Annotated in this window: 16 protein-coding genes and 1 tRNA gene; 14 read left to right on the forward strand and 3 right to left on the reverse strand. The window is 67.5% G+C overall.

Annotation, left to right across the window (positions count from 1 at the left end):
* Positions 1-7 precede the first annotated feature (7 nt).
* From ubiA to AB6A69_RS09210, 3 genes are all read left to right on the forward strand, one after another.
* Positions 8-979: a 4-hydroxybenzoate octaprenyltransferase gene (gene ubiA / locus AB6A69_RS09200; protein WP_371060552.1), complete on the forward strand. Its 972-nt coding sequence runs from the start codon at positions 8-10 to the stop codon at positions 977-979.
* 61 nt (positions 980-1,040) lie between these two features.
* Positions 1,041-2,945, forward strand: a complete 1,905-nt coding sequence (locus AB6A69_RS09205; RefSeq protein ID WP_371060553.1) for an OmpA family protein — start codon at positions 1,041-1,043, stop codon at positions 2,943-2,945.
* Positions 2,942-3,268 (forward strand): hypothetical protein, encoded by a 327-nt coding sequence (locus tag AB6A69_RS09210; protein ID WP_371056455.1) that lies wholly within the window; start codon positions 2,942-2,944, stop codon positions 3,266-3,268. Before AB6A69_RS09205 ends, AB6A69_RS09210 begins: the two co-directional genes overlap by 4 nt.
* A 22-nt stretch (positions 3,269-3,290) precedes the next feature.
* Here AB6A69_RS09210 and AB6A69_RS09215 read toward each other — a convergent pair whose 3' ends face one another.
* Genes AB6A69_RS09215 through pgsA form a run of 3 tightly spaced genes read right to left on the reverse strand, consistent with a single transcriptional unit; the run spans position 3,291 to position 4,651 of the window.
* Positions 3,291-3,734 (reverse strand): molybdenum cofactor biosynthesis protein MoaE, encoded by a 444-nt coding sequence (locus tag AB6A69_RS09215; RefSeq protein ID WP_371060554.1) that lies wholly within the window; start codon positions 3,732-3,734, stop codon positions 3,291-3,293.
* Positions 3,735-3,739: 5 nt separating this feature from the next.
* Positions 3,740-3,985 carry a molybdopterin converting factor subunit 1 gene (moaD, locus tag AB6A69_RS09220; RefSeq protein WP_371056457.1) on the reverse strand — a complete coding sequence of 82 codons (246 nt, stop codon included), beginning with the start codon at positions 3,983-3,985 and terminating at the stop codon, positions 3,740-3,742.
* A gap of 6 nt (positions 3,986-3,991) precedes the next feature.
* Complete coding sequence (gene pgsA / locus AB6A69_RS09225; RefSeq protein ID WP_371037583.1) at positions 3,992-4,651, reverse strand: CDP-diacylglycerol--glycerol-3-phosphate 3-phosphatidyltransferase; 660 nt, start codon at positions 4,649-4,651, stop codon at positions 3,992-3,994.
* Positions 4,652-4,752: 101 nt separating this feature from the next.
* On the opposite strand from pgsA, the gene AB6A69_RS09230 reads away from it, so the two are divergent.
* The 11 genes from AB6A69_RS09230 (at position 4,753) to AB6A69_RS09280 (ending at position 14,029) form a co-directional block, all read left to right on the forward strand.
* Positions 4,753-4,829 (forward strand) — tRNA-Met (locus tag AB6A69_RS09230).
* A 618-nt stretch (positions 4,830-5,447) separates the two neighbouring features.
* Positions 5,448-5,630 (forward strand): Flp family type IVb pilin, encoded by a 183-nt coding sequence (locus AB6A69_RS09235; RefSeq protein ID WP_371060555.1) that lies wholly within the window; start codon positions 5,448-5,450, stop codon positions 5,628-5,630.
* 74 nt (positions 5,631-5,704) lie between these two features.
* Positions 5,705-5,887: a hypothetical protein gene (locus AB6A69_RS09240; RefSeq protein WP_371060556.1), complete on the forward strand. Its 183-nt coding sequence runs from the start codon at positions 5,705-5,707 to the stop codon at positions 5,885-5,887.
* A gap of 42 nt (positions 5,888-5,929) precedes the next feature.
* Positions 5,930-6,739 carry a Flp pilus assembly protein CpaB gene (gene cpaB / locus AB6A69_RS09245; RefSeq protein WP_371060557.1) on the forward strand — a complete coding sequence of 270 codons (810 nt, stop codon included), beginning with the start codon at positions 5,930-5,932 and terminating at the stop codon, positions 6,737-6,739.
* A gap of 3 nt (positions 6,740-6,742) precedes the next feature.
* Positions 6,743-8,164, forward strand: a complete 1,422-nt coding sequence (locus AB6A69_RS09250; RefSeq protein ID WP_371060558.1) for a pilus assembly protein TadG-related protein — start codon at positions 6,743-6,745, stop codon at positions 8,162-8,164.
* 4 nt (positions 8,165-8,168) lie between these two features.
* Positions 8,169-8,660 carry a TadE/TadG family type IV pilus assembly protein gene (locus AB6A69_RS09255; protein ID WP_371060559.1) on the forward strand — a complete coding sequence of 164 codons (492 nt, stop codon included), beginning with the start codon at positions 8,169-8,171 and terminating at the stop codon, positions 8,658-8,660.
* A complete protein-coding gene (locus tag AB6A69_RS09260; RefSeq protein ID WP_371060560.1) occupies positions 8,657-9,313 on the forward strand; it encodes a TadE/TadG family type IV pilus assembly protein in 657 nt (218 codons plus the stop codon). Before AB6A69_RS09255 ends, AB6A69_RS09260 begins: the two co-directional genes overlap by 4 nt.
* A 20-nt stretch (positions 9,314-9,333) precedes the next feature.
* Positions 9,334-10,551 (forward strand): CpaE family protein, encoded by a 1,218-nt coding sequence (locus tag AB6A69_RS09265; protein ID WP_371060561.1) that lies wholly within the window; start codon positions 9,334-9,336, stop codon positions 10,549-10,551.
* Positions 10,552-10,592: 41 nt separating this feature from the next.
* Positions 10,593-11,990 carry a CpaF family protein gene (locus AB6A69_RS09270; RefSeq protein ID WP_371060562.1) on the forward strand — a complete coding sequence of 466 codons (1,398 nt, stop codon included), beginning with the start codon at positions 10,593-10,595 and terminating at the stop codon, positions 11,988-11,990.
* Entirely contained in the window at positions 11,980-13,017 is a 1,038-nt protein-coding gene (locus AB6A69_RS09275) for a type II secretion system F family protein (RefSeq protein ID WP_371060563.1), read from the forward strand. The genes AB6A69_RS09270 and AB6A69_RS09275 overlap by 11 nt, the downstream gene beginning before the upstream one ends.
* A gap of 13 nt (positions 13,018-13,030) precedes the next feature.
* Complete coding sequence (locus AB6A69_RS09280; protein WP_371060564.1) at positions 13,031-14,029, forward strand: type II secretion system F family protein; 999 nt, start codon at positions 13,031-13,033, stop codon at positions 14,027-14,029.
* The last annotated feature ends 56 nt before the right edge of the window (positions 14,030-14,085 follow it).

A 14,085-nucleotide genomic window follows, 5' to 3' on the forward strand; every position in this document is an offset into this window, starting at 1 on the left:
CCCTTCTATGCCTGCCAACGGCGAGACGCCAGAGCGCGCCGAGACCGGCCCCGTCGCCGACGCGGTGACGGGCAACTGGGTGGACCGCCTCGCGCCGCCCGCGGCGCGGCCCTACCTGCGCCTGTCGCGCGCCGACCGCCCGATCGGCACCTGGCTGCTGCTGCTGCCGTGCTGGTGGGGGCTGACGCTGGCGATGCTGTCCACCGGCCAGGCGCACTGGCAGGATCTGTGGATCTTCGCGGGCTGCGGCATCGGCGCCTGGCTCATGCGGGGGGCGGGCTGCACATGGAACGACATCACCGACCGCGACATCGACGGCAGCGTGGCGCGCACCGCGCTCCGGCCGATCCCGTCGGGCCAGGTCACGCTGGGTCAGGCCGTGGCGTGGATGTGCGCGCAGGCCATCCTCGCCTTCCTGATCCTCGTCACCTTTCCGCCCGCGGCGATCGCGCTGGGCATTCTCGCGCTGCTGCCGGTGGCGATCTACCCGTTCGCCAAGCGCTTCACCTGGTGGCCGCAGATCTTCCTCGGCTTCGCGTTCAACTGGGGCGCGCTGCTGGCCTGGACGGCGCACACCGGGGCGCTCCAGTGGCCGGCGCTGGCGCTTTACGCATCGGGCATGGCCTGGACACTTTTCTACGACACGATCTACGCCCACCAGGACAAGGAGGACGACGCGCTCATCGGCGTGAAGTCCACCGCGCGGCTTTTCGGCGGCGAAACCCCGCGCTGGCTGCGCCGCTTCCTTGTGGCGAGCGTCGTCCTCATGGGGCTCGCGATCCTGGGCGCCGCGCCCTCGGGCGAGATCCTCGCCCTCGTGATCGCGATCGGCGGGCCCTGGGCGATGGGCTGGCACATGGCGTGGCAGCTTCGCCGGCTCGACCTGGGCGACAACGACCGGCTGCTGGCGCTTTTCCGCTCGAACCGCGATGCCGGGCTGCTGCCTGTGCTGTTTTTCGCCGCCGCGCTTCTGGCCTGATTGAATCCGCCCCCGGCAGCGCGTATCACCGTGCGGTCCCAAGCCACCCGGCACAGGCTCGATGCGACTTAAACCCCTCGCCCTTCCCGTTCTCGCCTTCACCGTTGCCGGCCTGCTGGCGGCCCTGGCCGCCGTGTTTTCGGTGGATATCATCGAGAAGGGCTCGGAAGAGGGGGTGCGCACCGAGCTCACGCGCGCCGGGCTGCACTGGGCGGAGGTGGATGCCAACGGCCTTCAGCTTTACCTGATCGGCACCGCCCCGAACGAGGCGGAGCGGTTCCGGGCGCTGTCCACCGCCGGACGCGTGGTGGACGCGGCGCGGGTGATAGACAACGTGAACGTGGCCGAAGCCTCGCGGCCGGCGCCCCCGCGCTTTTCCATCGAGATCCTGCGCAACGACGACGGCGTCTCGGTGATCGGCCTGGTGCCGGCGGCGACGGATCGCGAGGGCATGGTGGCGCGGCTGGAAGGGAGCGTGGCGGGGGGCAGCGTCTCGGATCTGATGGAGGTGGCCGACTACCCCACGCCCGAGGGCTGGGACGACGCGCTCGACTTCGGCCTGTCCACGCTCGAGCGTCTTCCCCGCGCGAAGATCTCGATAGAGGCGGGCGCCGTGGCCATCACCGCGATGAGCGACAGCGCGGCCGAGAAACGCAGCCTCGAGACCGAGTTCGCCCGCCAGGTCCCCGATACGCTGCGCCTCGCGCTCGACATCTCGGCGCCGCGGCCGGTGATCAGCCCCTTCACGCTGCGCTTCGTCCTCAACGAGGGCGGCGCGCGCTTCGATGCCTGCTCCGCCTCGACCGAGGAGGGGCGCGCGCGGATCCTGGCCGCCGCCGCCGCCGCCGGCATGGACGGAAAGGCGGATTGCCGCATCGGGCTTGGCGTGCCCTCCAGCGCCTGGCCCGAGGCGGCGGAGCGCGCCATTGCCGCGCTCGCCGAACTGGGCGGCGGCTCGGTGACGATCACCGATGCCGACGTGGCGCTCGTCGCGGCGGAAGGCACGGATCCCGCCCTCTTCGAGCGCGTGTCCGGTGAGCTGGGCGCCGATCTGCCCGACATCTTCGCGCTCGACGCGGTTCTGCCCGAGGTTCCCGACGAGACCGACACCGGCCCGCGCGAATTCATCGCCACGCTGAGCCCGGAAGGCTCGGTGCAGCTGCGCGGGCGCATCTCGAGCGAGACGAATCGCACGATCGCCGACAGTTTCGCGCGCGCCCGGTTCGGCAGCGCGGCCGTCTACACCGCCGCGGTGGTGGACGACAGCCTGCCCGCCGAATGGCAGGTGCGGGTGCTGGCCGGGCTCGAGGCGCTCGCCCAGCTCGCCAACGGCGCGGTGACGATCCGCCCCGATTCGATCCGCGTCCGCGGCGAGACCGGAAAGGCCGAGGCCAGCGCCGAGATCGCCTCCCTTCTTTCCGAGAAGCTGGGGGCGTCGTCGGAATTCTCCATCGAGGTGGCCTACCGCGAGGCGCTCGATCCCGAGGCGGCGCTGCCGACCCCGGCGGAATGCGTGGCGATGATCGACGAGATCACCGAGGGCCGGAAGATCAACTTCGAGCCGGGCTCGGCCACGCTCGACTCCGCGGCGCGGCTCATCCTCGACGACATCGCCGAAGTGCTGCGGGACTGCGGCCCCTTGCCGCTGGAGATCGCGGGCCACACCGACAGCCAGGGGCGCGAGTCCATGAACCTCGATCTGAGCCAGCAGCGCGCCGAGGCGGTTCTGGCCGAGCTTCGCGACCGCCGGGTTCTGACGTCGTCCTTCGTGCCCCGCGGCTACGGCGAGAGCGACCCGATCGCCGACAACGGAACCGAGGCGGGCCGGGAGACCAACCGGCGGATCGAGTTCAGCCTGCTTCCCGCCGACCCCGTATCCGAGGTAGAGGCCGTGCTGGAGCGCCTTGCCGCGGACGACGACCGGCAAGACGCCGATGCAGAGCCTCCGGCCGGAGAAAGCCAATGACCCGCACGGAATTCGTGATCGTCACCGCGGTCATCCTCTTCGTCGCCTTCGCAGTGGGCTGGTTCGCGCACTGGCTGGTGCACCGCTTCACGCGGGTCTCCCGCGCCGACATGGGCGAGCTGGAGCGCATGGCGCAGGAACTGCACGCCGCCGAGGAAACGCGCGATCAGGCGATCACCTATCTTCAGCAGCGCGAGGCCGAGCTCACCAACCAGCTTTCGCAGACAGAGGCGGAACTGCGCGCCGCCATGGACGGCCTGCGGGATGCGCGGCACGAGGCCGAGGAGCTGCGCAACCGGCTCGAGCGGATGGAAGCGGGCTGATCCAAGGCCGGGCGCGCGCGCCTCACCAGCGCGAGAGCGCGGCCTCGTCCTCCTCCCGCGCCGCGACCCAGTCCGCGCCCCGCGCGGTGATCTCGCGCTTCCAGAAGGGCGCGCGCGATTTCAGGTAATCCATCAGGAATTCCGCCGCCGCGAAGGCGTCCGCCCGGTGCGGTGCGGCGGTGGCCACCATCATGATCGTCTCGCCCCGCGCGAGCCGGCCGTGACGGTGGATCACGAGAACGTCCCCGAGGCTCCAGCGGGCCCGCGCCTCTTCCGCGATCGTCGCGAGCGCCTTCTCCGTCATGCCGGGGTAATGCTCGATCTCCATCGCCTTCAGGTCGCCCGCCTCCGTGTCGCGGACGATCCCGGCGAAGGTGACGACCGCGCCCTGCCCGTGCTGCGCGCCGGAGAAGGCGCCGGCCTCTGCGCCGAAATCGAAGGGGGCGTCCTGCACGATCACGCGCATGGCGTTCAGCCCCCGGTCATCGGCGGGAAGAACGCGACCTCGCGGACGCCGGCGAGCGGCGCGTCGAAATCGGCGAGTTCCTGGTCCACGGCGACACGCAGCGCCGAGGTGTCGGCGAAGGCGGCGGCGTAACGCTCTTCGCGCGCGCGCAACTCGTCTACAAGATCGGCCACCGTCGCGGCCTCGGTCTGCAGGGTCTCGCGCGGCAGCCCGATGCGCTCCCGGACCCAGGCGAAATAGAGAACATCCATGGCGGTTCAGTCCTTCAGATACGGCACGGCCTTGCGGAAATACTCCCAGCCGGTCCAGAGCGTCAGCACCGCCGACAGCCACAGCAGCGCGACGCCCCCCTGTCCGGTCCAGAGTGCGCCGGCGAGGAGGGCGCGCAGGCCGTGCAGATCCTGCTCGCGCCCATCCAATATATCCTCCACCAGCGTCCGATCCATCCCCATGGCGATCATGCCGACGTGATGCTCGAAGATCCCGTGGGCGAACAGCACGGCCACGGCCACCATCTGCAACGTCGTCTTCCACTTCGCCAGCCGGGTGACCTGCAGACTGCCCACCGCCGGGCCGAGATACTCCCGCAGGCCCGAGACGAAGACCTCGCGGAAAAGGATGAGCGCCGCGGGCAGCACGATCCAAGCGGAGTAGGACGAGAAGGTCACGAGCACCAGAAGCGCCACCGCGACCATCGCCTTGTCCGCGATGGGATCGAGCATGGCGCCCATGCGGGAGACCTGCCCCCAGGCGCGGGCCAGCCGCCCGTCCACCCAATCGGTCGCGGCGGCGCCGAGGAAAAGCACGAGCGCTGCCCAGTCCGCCAGCGGATGCGGCAACAGCAGGTAGAGCGCAGCCAACCCCGGCGCCGCGACGAGCCGGAACACGGTCAGTATGTTGGGCAGTGTCCAGCGCATGCCCGCCCTTTAGCGCGGTTGCGCGGCGCGTGGAACCCGCGCCTGCGTCCTCGTTTTCACTTGACGCCCCCCGCCCGCTCGCCTAGGCACCACGTCGCCGTGGCGGAGTAGCTCAGTCGGTTAGAGCAGCGGAATCATAATCCGCGTGTCGGGGGTTCAAGTCCCTCCTCCGCTACCAACCCCACCACACTGGTTTCAAGCTCGCCAAGAACCGGCATTGCGCCGACTTGCAGGCCATCCCGGGGATCCTCCGCAGCATCGGGACCGCTCGACCGGTCCGCGCTGGGGTGCGCGCCTCGGGCGCGTCGAACCCGGCTTCCCGACCCCCGTGAACGCGGCCCTGCCTCGACGGGCGGCGCGCGAGATCAGCGATGATCTTGCTGCGTCCCGACAGGATTGCGCTGATGCACCGGCGTGGATGCGCCCGCCGGCCGCCACGACGCATCCAAAGACCCGAGACAGCCCGTCGAAGCGCCTCTGAACGCGCCGGAGCGACAGAGGCGTGTCGCTAGGCGGCTCGCCGGGCTGGCCGCCGGAAAGCCGGAGAAGAGGCCGACCGGGGACTGATCCGCGCGCACCCCGGGCCCGAATCGTGCCGGATCACGATTCTCTTAATCTTGCTCTAATTCCGCCGCATTCCTTTCGATTCCGTCCGAGGAATCATTTCAGGGTTGTTTTTTCGGACGTTTGAGGCGGCGCGAAGCACGCCGGGACCCGGGTATCAACAAGGGGTCCGGTGAAGGCCGGTCCCCGCCACTCCGGCGGCTCAACAGTCCAAGTGAAGAGGAAATGCGCCATGCGCGATTTTTTTGTGAAGAACTTCAAGCGCCTGATCCGCTGTGACGAGGGCGCCACGCTGGTCGAGTACGGCATCGCCGTCGTTCTTGCCGTGATCGTCGGCACCGGTGCCCTGGTTACGCTGGCCGGTCAGGTCAACACCAACCTGGGTGCGGCGGAAACGGCTGCGGCTCAACGGTAACAATACCCCCCGTGCGACTGCGGGCGGACGCCGCCCGCAGTCGCCGCCCTCCAGAAAACCGCGGAGCCCGCGCGATGACCTGCCATCTCAAGACGCGCCTTAAGGACCTTTACGCCTGCGATGCCGGCGCAACGCTGGTGGAATATGCGATCGCGATCCTTCTGGCGGTGGCGGTCGGAACGGCCGCGCTCGTGGCGCTTGGCCAGCAGACGAACGGAAATCTGTTCGCGGCGACCGCGGAACTGCGCGGCAGATAGTCGAAAAACCTCCGCACGGACAAACGAAGGAAAGGAAAAGGCATGCGCTTCGGCTCCATCTTCATGGCCCTTGTCGGGCTCGGCGTCGCGGGCGGGTCGGTCTATGCCGCGCGGCACTATCTCGACATCACGGATGCCGACCTCGCGCGCGCCGAGCAGCCCGCCGTCGTCAGCGTCATCGCCGCGGCCCAGGATATCCCCTTCGGACATCCGATCGAGGCGCACATGCTGACAACGATCAGTTGGCCTTCCGAAAGTGTGCCGTCGGGCAGCTTCACGGATGTGACGAACGTGATCCCCGCGCCGGGCAACCCGCCGCGTCGCGCCAAGCGCGCACTCTCGCAGGGCGAGCTGCTGATCCGTTCCAAGGTCTCTGACTTCGGCGAGAAGGTCACGATCGTGCAGACGCTGGGCGACAACAGCCGGGCGATGGCGATCAAGGTGGATGCCGAAACGGCCGTTGGCGGCTTCGTCACCCCCGGCGACTTCGTGGACGTGGTGCTGACCCAGGGTCGCAACGAAGAGCTTCGCGCGGTGACGATCCTTCAGAACATCAGGGTGATCGGCGTGGACCAGTCCTCTGACGAGGAAGTGGACAAACCGATGCTCTACCGGACCGTGACGGTCGAGGTGACGCCCGAGCAGAGCCAGCGGCTCGCCCTCGCGCAGAAGGCGGGCACGCTGAGCCTTTCGCTGCGCTCGCTCGAGAACGTCGTCGACGAACCCCTGGACAGTCTGCGCCTGTCGGACCTGCTACGCGAGAAATCGCCCGTCGCGGAAAACGCGGCGCCGTCGGCGACGATCCGCGTGCGCCGCGGCACCGACTCCGTCCAGGAAATAGAGGTGAACTGAGCCATGAAAGCGCCGCGCCACCATCTTGAAGCCTTTGCCCGCGACGAGCATGGCGGCGTGATCATCCTCGCCGCGGTGTCGATGGCCGTGATGCTTGGCATGGCGGCGCTCGTCTTCGACATGGGCCGGCTCGCAACCACGCAGACCGAGTTGCAGTCGTTCGCCGACAACGTGGCGCTGGCCGCGGCGGGCGAGCTTGACGGCGAGCCGGACGCGATCGCGCGGGCGAACGCGGCGACCGGTTCGCTGGTCGAGGGCGGCCAGACCTTCGCGGAAGGTGCCCAGGCCCTGACGGGCGCGGTCGATGCGACCGTCGTCTACCTGAGCGGCCTGCCCGCGAACGACAGGGACCCGGTAACGGGCTTCGTCACCACCGACCCGGCCGATGCCATCTACGCGCATGTCACGATCCGCCCGCGGCAGGTGCACCTGCCCTTCGCGCGCGCCTTCGCCGCGCTCACGGGCAACACCCCGGTAGGCGAGGACGTCGGCGCCGAGGCGGTGGCGGGTTTTACGCGCTATGCGTGCGACATCACACCGATGATGTTATGCGTGCCGCCCGGCTTCGAGGCGAGTGCCGCCAGGGGCACGATGATCCGCCTGCGCGCCGGCCAGGGGGGCACGTCCTGGGGACCGGGCAATTTTGGGTTCCTGAACCCGAGCACCGGTCTTCAGGCGGATCCGGCCGGTCCCTGCGCCGGGGTGAACGGACAACCGCTGGAGGCGTGCCTTCTCGCCGCCGCGCGGCTGCGGTCGCAGTGCTTCGTGCAGCGGGGGGTTGATACCAGCCCGGGCCAGAGCCAAGGGAACATGGCCGCGGGGCTCAACGTTCGCTTCGATCTCTACAGCGGCACCATGAACAACCGGCGCAGCGATCCCGATTTCGGGCCGGCCCCCAACGTGATGGACGGCAACACCGTGGGCGGCAACTGCCGCGCCGAAGACTCGCCCATCTCGATCGGGCTGCCGCGCGACGCTTGCCTGGACGCCGGGACATGCGCGCCTGATGTCCGGATCGGCGATGGTGTCTTCTCGATGTCGGACTACATCGCCACGAACTATGGCGGTACCGCACCGGCCTGGCTGCCGGCCGCGCCCGCGACCCGATACGAGGTCTACCTCGCCGAGATCGCGAACGCCGCGGAGGCGCGCGCTCTTCTCTCGGAGCCGGCCGATTTCGAGGCCAGCTGCGGCCGGCCGAGCGCGGATCCCGAACGCCGGGTGATCATCGCCGCGGGCATCGACTGCACCGCGAACCCGGTCGCCGGGAACGCGAGGAACGTGCCAGTGAAGGAATTCGTGCGCCTCTTCCTGACGGAACCGGGCGAACCGTCCACGCAGGACGTCTTCGCCGAGGTGCTGGGCAGCGCGGAAGGCCAGGGCGAAGGCGGCGTCATTCACGACATCGTCCAGCTTTATCGGTGACCCCATGATAACGCGTGCATCCATCCTGAGGTTCCGGCGCGGCGAACAGGGCACCATGCTTGTGGAGTTCGCCTTCGTCCTTCCGCTGATGCTGCTGCTCTTCGCCGTCGTCGTGGAAGGCGGGCGTCTTTTCTGGGGCTACCAGGCCGCGGTCACCGGCGTGCGCGAGGCCTCGCGCTACCTGGCGCGGGTCGCGCCGCTCGACATCTGCGACAGCGGGGGGTCCGTCGCAGGCTACGACGCCGATCTGACCGTGATGATCGAGCAAAGCCTTGGCGGAGGCAGCGTGCTTCCCGCGAACATCACGATCGAGGAGGTGACCCCGGCGCTGCGCTGCGTGACAGGCGGCTTCCGGAACGATCCGGTCCCCGTGGTGTCCGTCTCGGCAGACCTTCGGCTGACATTCCCTTTCTCGGGGGTGACCCGCCTCTGGGGCACGACCCTCGATCCCGTGACCGCGACAATCAGCGCGGACGCAAGGGGCTTCGGCCTATGAAACGCCCTGCCGGACATATCGCCTGCGAGCTGCGCCGCTTCTGGCGGGATCAGCGCGGTGCAGCGATGCTCGAATATGCGCTCGTGCTTCCGCTGTTCCTACTTATCTTTTTCGCACTGGTAGATTTCGGCCGTTACGGTTCCGATTTCGTGATGACGCAAAAGGCCATGGAGCGCGGCGCGCGCGTGGCCGTGGTGCGGCCGCCCGCCTGCGCGGGTGTTCCCGCGACGCACACGCGGCCGGCCCAGCAGCCAGGTGGCACGGCGCCGTCCCGGTTCGGAACCCCGTGCCGCCTTGGCGGCGTATGCGCCAATCCCGGAACCATTTCCTGTGGGCTCGACCTGAGCGACGGGACGGCGAGCGAAATCTGGGATCGGATCCGGAACGTCGTGCCCAATACCGTTCGGCCGGAAGACGTGACGATTTCCTACGCCTTCGACGAACGGCTCGGATTTCTCGGCGGCCCGTATGTTCCGCTCGTCACGCTTGAGCTGACGGGCGCCAGTTTCGACTTTGTCACCCCGCTCGCGGGTCTTGCGGCCCTCGCCGTACCCGGCAACCAAACGGGCAGCGAGCTCGGTGGCCGCGTCGCCTTCCCAAACATGAGTGTCACTCTCCCGGCCGAGGATCTCGCGGTCGGTTCAGCCGGTTAACCAGAAAGGGAGTCGATCCCATGTCCGAAGCACCCACCTCCATCCTCCTGATAGGGCAGGACGACGCCCTGCCGATCACCATCGACCGGATCCTTCAACCCGGAACGGCGATGCGCGTCACGGCGCAGCCGGGAACGCTCTCTTCGCTGAACGGTCAGGCTCACCCGTTGGCGAGCCAGCACGACATCCTGCTCTGCGAAACCGATCCGAACGATCCGGCGGAAATCAGCGCCCTTCGGCAACTGTCGCAGGCGCGGGCACCCAACGCGATCCTGATCGCGCTGACAGAAGAGGACGTTCCGCTGTCCCAGGCCCGGGCGCTGAGCCGTGCCGGCGCAGACGACGTGATGCCGCGATCGGTCCTCGAGACCGACCTCGCCGGCGAGGTCGCGAAGTGGCGAGAGCGCCGCGCGGCACAACTTCCCGCGCTCTGGACCGGGCGCAACACGCTGGGCAAGGTCATCACGGTCGCAGGAGCACGTGGCGGCGTCGGCAAGACGACGCTAGCGGTGAACCTTGCCGACGCGCTGCAGGCGAAGTCGGGCTTTCGCAATCGCAGGCATGGCGCCTCCGTCGCGATCCTCGATCTCGACATCCAGTTCGGCACCGTGGCGTCGATGCTCGATGTCGACGCCAACAATGGGATCTACCGGATGGCGATCGAGGGCAACGTTCCCGATCGCGCCTACATCGAGAACTGCCAGGTCCGGGCAGCCTGCGGCGTCACAGTCATCCCCGCGCCCGAGCGCTTCACGCCGCTCGACGCGGTGACGAGCGAACAGGTCGCCGCCATGCTCGACACACTCATGCGAACCCACGACTATGTGGTCGTGGACCTACCTGGGCCGCTGGTGTCCTGGCTGGAGCCGGTTCTCGCGCAAACGGATCGAATGCTGATCGCGAGCGACGTGACGGTGCCTTCGATCCGGATGTGCAAGAAGCTCATGGACTTCTTCACCGCCGAGCAGCCGGGTCTGGCGATCGAGGTCGTTGCGGCGCTGGAATCCCGGCCGATGATGCTCGCCCAGCATCATCGCGCGGCAATGAAGCTGCTCGACCGGACCTTCGACCATTGGCTGCCGCTCGACACAAGGCCGGCGCGCGAAGGGCTCGACCGCGGAAAGACGCTGTTCGACGTCGCGCCGCGCAGCCGCCTCGCGAAGGCGGTTCGGAAACTCGCACGGGACATCGCACGCGACCTGCCGCCCCGGGATCATGCGTCGATGCATGCGCACTGAAACGACCAACCAAAAAACACGACCGATAAAGAGGGCTGAAGATGTTTCGAGAGTTCAACCGTCCACACCGCAGCGCGCCGGCACCGTCCAACGCGAACGTCATCGATCTCGATTTCAATTCGGAGCGGGCGGAGCGGGACAATGCCGAGCAGGCCCAGATCGATCATGACTGGCTGGAACTCAAGACGCAGCTCCATGAACACCTGCTCGACCGGCTTAACCTGGCGGTTATCGACAAGATCGAGGAGGACGAACTGCGCCGCGAGGTCTCCGGCCTGGTGAACGAATTCCTGAAGACCGAAGGGCGTCCTCTCAACAGCCTCGAACTAAAGAAGATCATCGAGGAGCTGCTCCACGAGGTGCTGGGCTTCGGCCCGCTCGAGCCGCTTCTCGCGGACCCGACGATCAACGATGTCCTGGTGAACGCACACGACAAGGTCTACGTCGAACGCGGCGGTGTCCTGGAAAAGGTCAACTGCCGCTTCCGCGACGAGCGCCACCTGCTCCGCATCATCGACAAGATCGTATCCCGCGTCGGCCGCCGGATCGACGAGAGCCAACCATGGGTCGATGCCCGCCTGGCCGACGGCAGCCGCGTCAATGCCATCATCCGACCCTGCGCCGTCGACGGGCCTTCGTTGTCGATCCGGAAATTCGCCAAGGTGCCGCTGACGATGACCCGGCTCGTCGAGAACGGCGCACTGGACGAGAACGCCGCCACGTTTCTCAACGCGCTCGTCAAGGCCCGCATGAACATCCTGATCTCGGGGGGGACCGGCTCGGGCAAGACCACGATCCTGAACGCGCTGTCCTCCTTTATCGGCCGGCACGAGCGGATCGTGACGATCGAGGACGCCGCGGAACTCCAGCTCCAGCAGGATCATGTGCTGCGCCTGGAGACCCGGCCGGCAAGCCCCAATGGAAGCGGCGCGGTCCATCAGCGGGATCTTGTGCGCAATGCCCTGCGCATGCGGCCCGACAGGATCGTCGTGGGCGAGGTGCGTGGTGCGGAAGCCTTCGACATGCTTCAGGCGATGAACACGGGCCATGACGGCTCGATGACCACGGTGCATGCGAACAGTCCGCGGGACGCCCTGTCCCGCGTGGAGCAGATGGTACAGATGAGCGGCCTCGAGCTGCCGCACTCGACCGTTCACGCCACGATCGCGTCGGCGCTGCATTTCGTCCTTCAGCTCACGCGACTCTCCGACGGCTCTCGGCGCGTGGTGTCGATCTCCGAGGTGACCGGCATGGAAGGTGACGTGATCACCATGCAGGAGCTCTTCGTCTACAAGCGCACTGGCGTCGACGAGAACGGGCGCGTCCTGGGCCGTTTCGAGGCCACCGGGATTCGGCCCAAGCGGGCGGTCGAGCTGGCCGCGGCGGGTGTGGACATGAGTCAGATCAGCTTCCGGCCGGGAGGCCGCCATGAAAATTGACCTTTCGTTTCTCGGCCTCGGCGAGGTGGTGCTTTCCCTGGACACGCTTCGTGCGCTGCTCCAGCCATCCGGATACGAGCCTATGCAGTTGATGCTCTACGCTGGCATCTTCCTGGGCGTGCTCGTCGCCTTCGAGGGGCTGAGACAGGCCCTGAGCGCAGGGGAGGACCGGCGGGAGGCGCGCAACCGCAGGATGCGGATGATCGAGGCGGGAAAAAGCCCCGAGGACATCCTGGCGCTACTCAAGCCCGAGCCGAAGACGGGTTTCCTGGCACGGCTGCCCCTTGTTGGCAATCTTCCCGTGGCGTTGTCGCAGGCCGGCATCGCGATGTCCCCCCGCCTTTTCGTCCTTGCCGGTCTGTCGGGTTTCGCGGTGTTCGCATCGGTGTCTTCCAGCGTTCTTGGCCCGCTCCCGGGACTGTCGCTTGCGGCATGCCTGTTTCTGCTCTTGCCGCTGATGTTCGTGGGCGTGGCGCGCCAGAAGCGCATGGATCGCCTCACGCAACAGTTGCCCGACGCGCTGGAACTCATGGCGCGCGGCCTGAAGGTCGGGCACCCGCTGAACACAACGATCCGCAGCGTGGCAGAGGAAATGAACGATCCCATCGCGAGCGAGTTCGGGATCGTGGTCGATCAGATCATCTACGGCCAGGATCTGCCGGAAGCCTTCGCCGAGATGGCGCAGCGGGTCGGGCTCGAGGATGCCCACTACCTCTCGACCTCTATCAGCATCCAGCATGGCAGTGGCGGAGACCTGTCGCGCGTGCTGCTGACGTTGAGCCGCGTCATCCGCAGCCGGCTGACGCTTCGCAGGAAGGTGCACGCGATCTCGGCCGAGGGGCGCCTCTCGGCCTTGCTGCTGTCGTTCTTGCCGGTCGCGATCTTCTCTTTCACCATGATCACCGCGCCCAGCTTCTATGGCGACGTGATGGACGACCCGCTTTTCAAGCCGCTCGCGATGACCGTTGTAGCGCTGGTTCTTCTCAACGCGTTCGTCCTCTACCGGCTCGTCAATTTCCGTTTCTGAGGGAGGAATTCTCATGTCGCAGGTCTTGCCCGCGCTGGTCATGCTAGATCCGTTCCTGTTGATCGTTCTGGGCGGTATCGCCGTGGGCAGCTTGCTGCTGGTCTACGGGCTCGGACGCGCGGCGACCGAAAGATCCCCGTCCGCCGTGCGGATCGAGGGCACCGGACGCCGCCAGAGCGCGGCCGCGACCCGAAGTGATTTCGTGAAGCTTGCCCGGCGCGATGCGACCGGCCTGGCCGGAGCACTTGCGCCGGAAACGATGGAAGAGCGTTTCCAGGTGCAGCACGCCTTGGCGCGTGCCGGCTTTCGCGGCTCTAAGGCGGTGGCGCGGTTCTACGCGATCCGCGTCGGGCTGGGGCTCGGGCTGCCGGCGGTCCTTATCGGCCTCGTCGCCCTGTCGCGCAGCCCGGAACTCTGGGTGCCCGCCGTTCTCGCGGACGGGCTTTCAGGCATGTCCTCGCTGTTTCTCGTCCAGTCCCTGGCCCTGCTTGCGGCGATCGGCTTCTTCGCCCCGGCAATCTGGCTGAACCGCCTGGTCAAGCAGCGCAGGCAGGCGATCGAGGACGCGTTCCCGAACGCGCTCGACCTCATCCAGATTTCCGTTGAGGCCGGCATGGGGTTCGACGCCGCGATGATCCGTGTCGCCGAGGAGATTCACGAAGTCGCCCCGCATCTTTCGGAAGAGCTTCTTCTCGCCCAGAGCGAGATCCAGGCAGGCCGCGATCGGGCACGCGCGCTAGTGGACATGGGGCGCCGGACAGGAGTCGACGAGGTCACGTCTTTCGTAAACGTCGTTCTACAATCCATGCAATTCGGAACGTCCATTTCGGATGCGCTGACAACCTACGCCGAGGAGATGCGCATGAAGCGCGAACTCAAGGCACAGGAGAAGGCCAACAAGCTGCCGGTCCAGATGTCCGCCGTGATGGCGCTGCTGATGCTGCCGGCCATCGTGTCGCTCACGCTCGGGCCGGTTATCATAAGGTATATCAACTACTTCGCAGCTGGCTAAGACATGCATCTTGATGGCGGAAGCCCTAGGGCGGGCCGGATGCAATGTCGAGGGGA

Origin of the sequence: Rhodosalinus sp. 5P4 (assembly GCF_041365695.1) — a bacterium.
Lineage (GTDB): Bacteria > Pseudomonadota > Alphaproteobacteria > Rhodobacterales > Rhodobacteraceae > Rhodosalinus.

Bases quoted from the DNA above. Each gene is read 5' to 3' on its own strand.
- ubiA (WP_371060552.1), top strand. From the start codon at position 8: ATGCCTGCCAACGGCGAGACGCCAGAGCGCGCCGAGACCGGCCCCGTC.
- AB6A69_RS09205 (WP_371060553.1), top strand. From the start codon at position 1,041: ATGCGACTTAAACCCCTCGCCCTTCCCGTTCTCGCCTTCACCGTTGCC.
- AB6A69_RS09210 (WP_371056455.1), top strand. From the start codon at position 2,942: ATGACCCGCACGGAATTCGTGATCGTCACCGCGGTCATCCTCTTCGTC.
- AB6A69_RS09215 (WP_371060554.1), bottom strand. From the start codon at position 3,734: ATGCGCGTGATCGTGCAGGACGCCCCCTTCGATTTCGGCGCAGAGGCC.
- moaD (WP_371056457.1), bottom strand. From the start codon at position 3,985: ATGGATGTTCTCTATTTCGCCTGGGTCCGGGAGCGCATCGGGCTGCCG.
- pgsA (WP_371037583.1), bottom strand. From the start codon at position 4,651: ATGCGCTGGACACTGCCCAACATACTGACCGTGTTCCGGCTCGTCGCG.
- AB6A69_RS09235 (WP_371060555.1), top strand. From the start codon at position 5,448: ATGCGCGATTTTTTTGTGAAGAACTTCAAGCGCCTGATCCGCTGTGAC.
- AB6A69_RS09240 (WP_371060556.1), top strand. From the start codon at position 5,705: ATGACCTGCCATCTCAAGACGCGCCTTAAGGACCTTTACGCCTGCGAT.
- cpaB (WP_371060557.1), top strand. From the start codon at position 5,930: ATGCGCTTCGGCTCCATCTTCATGGCCCTTGTCGGGCTCGGCGTCGCG.
- AB6A69_RS09250 (WP_371060558.1), top strand. From the start codon at position 6,743: ATGAAAGCGCCGCGCCACCATCTTGAAGCCTTTGCCCGCGACGAGCAT.
- AB6A69_RS09255 (WP_371060559.1), top strand. From the start codon at position 8,169: ATGATAACGCGTGCATCCATCCTGAGGTTCCGGCGCGGCGAACAGGGC.
- AB6A69_RS09260 (WP_371060560.1), top strand. From the start codon at position 8,657: ATGAAACGCCCTGCCGGACATATCGCCTGCGAGCTGCGCCGCTTCTGG.
- AB6A69_RS09265 (WP_371060561.1), top strand. From the start codon at position 9,334: ATGTCCGAAGCACCCACCTCCATCCTCCTGATAGGGCAGGACGACGCC.
- AB6A69_RS09270 (WP_371060562.1), top strand. From the start codon at position 10,593: ATGTTTCGAGAGTTCAACCGTCCACACCGCAGCGCGCCGGCACCGTCC.
- AB6A69_RS09275 (WP_371060563.1), top strand. From the start codon at position 11,980: ATGAAAATTGACCTTTCGTTTCTCGGCCTCGGCGAGGTGGTGCTTTCC.
- AB6A69_RS09280 (WP_371060564.1), top strand. From the start codon at position 13,031: ATGTCGCAGGTCTTGCCCGCGCTGGTCATGCTAGATCCGTTCCTGTTG.